This window comes from Pseudoalteromonas sp. AOP7-A1-14, from assembly GCF_052376275.1.
Lineage (GTDB): Bacteria > Pseudomonadota > Gammaproteobacteria > Enterobacterales > Alteromonadaceae > Pseudoalteromonas.
Window position 1 is genome coordinate 1 of the sequence record NZ_JBQSVO010000203.1, and the last position, 2,469, is coordinate 2,469.

Sequence of the window (2,469 nt, forward strand, 5' to 3'; positions counted from 1 at the left end):
CTTAGTGAGTTAGAGAAAAATCAAAAAATGACAAAATAGTTTGAAACTGGGACTTTGTCATATTAATAAATTCTACAAAGTCCACAACACATTTATCCTTTAACTCTCCATCCCCAATTCTATTCGCAGAAAGGTGTTGAGTTGTTGTTGGCGCAATAGAAGCCGTAGTAACAGCATCTTCTTCTTTACATCCATAGGGAAGGCTGGCGATTAGGATGTTCTTTCTAACAAGCGAAAGTTTTTAGTTAGTTTCTTTTGCAAGATAAACACAATAATTGGAAACCCTGATGCGGCTATTGCACATATCATAAGCAATCTGTCCAGGTTCTGTAGCGTCATGTCGTCGTTGGGTATCAGCAGAGGAGAAAGAAAGAATGCAATGGTTGTTACCAGATACATAATTGAAGTTTGCAATGAAACGAACCCAGCTCGTTGCTTATCATCAGGGAACTGAATCGCAATAGTCGAAGATGAGACCAAGCGACTGTACGATGTACCGAGAAATAAGATGATGAACAGTGTCGCATTCTGATAGTTCATGGCGAGGATTAACAAACTCAGCATAAAAACTGCGGTTGAACCTATAGCCAAAAGCGGAGTGGAATAATGTGAGATTAATGAGCCAGTTATCTTTGTAGATAGGTAACCTGCGATACCTCCCGTGAAGAACAACCAGGGCAACAAGTTTTGCGGCACGCCTAACTGCTGCGTCATTAATGGCACTAAAATGGGAATAATCAGCATCGGACTGAACTGTACCAGTGCATTACTTGAGGCAAATAGTAAAGTGTCAGCATCGAGAGACAGTCTGTTCTTAGTCTCTGAGTGGACAGAATCTTTGGGAATGATAAATACGATCAATGGCAACGCCAACAGACAAAATGCACAAATTAACCCCAAGGCGACATGCCAGCCATAATGTGTGCACAAGAACAATATCATGGGCATTCCTACAATGCTTACCACCGAAAATGATGCAATCACCGTTGCCAGCATTTTGCCACGCAAGTTGATCGGAGTGCAGTTAATCAATAAGCTGATACTTGCCCCCATCGTCGTCCCTCCAACCAACCCTGCGCAGAATCGTAGTATCAGAAGGACACCAAAATTGGTAGTGAGCGTAATCAGAAGTGTCAGCGTGCCTAGTAACGCCATATTTATGATTAAAAAACGCTTTTTATTAAACCGGTCTAACCAATAAAAAGCAAAAACTCCGGAAAGGACTGCACCGAATGTATAAACACCGGATACATAGCCTGAGAATGATACAGGAACTGAGAAATCCCCTGCCATAAAAGTAAAAATAGTGTTGAACACCATGTACTCTAGTGCATTCGTAAACTGGATGAATGATGTTACAACCGCTATTTGAATTAGGGCTCTATATTTAAATTTATGTTTAGCTAGTGGCATCATCGGCGACCTATAGATTAAAGATGCATACAGCTTAACCGCTATCAATATTGAGCACTAGTAGGTACAATTAGCAATCTCTATTATCAATACTGGGATAATGTATGCATACTGCTCTAGATTTCAGAACCTTAAAAATTTTCATTGCGGTGGTGGAAAAGGAAAGTTTTGTCGGAGCATCTAAAGCCCTTAAAATGCCCACATCAAACGTAAGTCGCTGTATTTCTCAGTTAGAAAAAAAACTGAATCTTCAGCTTATTGAGCGCAGTACCCGACACATGAAATTGACTCAGTTAGGCCAACTACTCTATGCGCGATCAAAGCCATTACTGGAGTTGTTGGAACAAACAGAAGTCGAGTTAACGTCACGGCAAGTTCAAATTAAAGGTCCATTACGTATCTGTATTCCAAACGAAATTGGACCTGCAACACTGGGGACTATTATTGCCAATTTTGCCAATCAGTACCCAGATATAGAGCTTAGCTGTATCACGAATTTGTCGGGCCTCGAATCACTACGAGAAGATTTAGATCTAGCCATTATCATTACCCGTGGACAGATGGATGACAGTGATTATATAGCCCGTAACCTAGCCACTATCCCCTGTACCATCGTTGCTGCCCCCTCGGTTATTAAACGTTGGGGCACACCCACTCATATTGACCAATTTAAAAAATTACCCTGTATTACGACGGTAAGTGCACTAAAAGGTGTCCCTTGGCAATTCGTCAATATAAAGGGGGGATTCGAGACAATCACGGTGAATGGAAACTATCGTGTCAACAGCGGTGAGATGGCCTTGCATGCTGCAATTTCTGGTGTTGGCTTTGCTATTTTATCTAGAGAAGCCTGCCAGTCCAGTATTACTGACGGACGTTTAATAGAGGTTGAGTTTGAGCAACCAGCGGCTCCATTACATTTATGCGCGCTTTATTCAAATCGTCGTTATTTGCCCACAAAGACAAGAGTTTTTGTCGATTTTATACAACAGGAATTAGGCAACTGACCACTTAATCTAGCAAAAACAAGTTATGCACTTACAATTTGAATCTAGG

General features: G+C 41.2%; 2 protein-coding genes. One reads left to right on the forward strand and one right to left on the reverse strand.

Annotated features, from left to right (window positions below; all coding sequences use genetic code 11):
• Nucleotides 1–210 precede the first annotated feature (210 nt).
• Nucleotides 211–1,416 carry an MFS transporter gene (locus tag ACT3RM_RS17470; protein ID WP_179808325.1) on the reverse strand — a complete coding sequence of 402 codons (1,206 nt, stop codon included), beginning with the start codon at nt 1,414–1,416 and terminating at the stop codon, nt 211–213.
• Nucleotides 1,417–1,517: 101 nt separating this feature from the next.
• On the opposite strand from ACT3RM_RS17470, the gene ACT3RM_RS17475 reads away from it, so the two are divergent.
• Nucleotides 1,518–2,420: a LysR family transcriptional regulator gene (locus ACT3RM_RS17475; protein ID WP_179808326.1), complete on the forward strand. Its 903-nt coding sequence runs from the start codon at nt 1,518–1,520 to the stop codon at nt 2,418–2,420.
• Nucleotides 2,421–2,469 lie beyond the last annotated feature (49 nt).

Coding starts and splice junctions, on each gene's coding strand:
- ACT3RM_RS17470 (WP_179808325.1), bottom strand. CDS start 1,416: ATGATGCCACTAGCTAAACATAAATTTAAATATAGAGCCCTAATTCAA.
- ACT3RM_RS17475 (WP_179808326.1), top strand. CDS start 1,518: ATGCATACTGCTCTAGATTTCAGAACCTTAAAAATTTTCATTGCGGTG.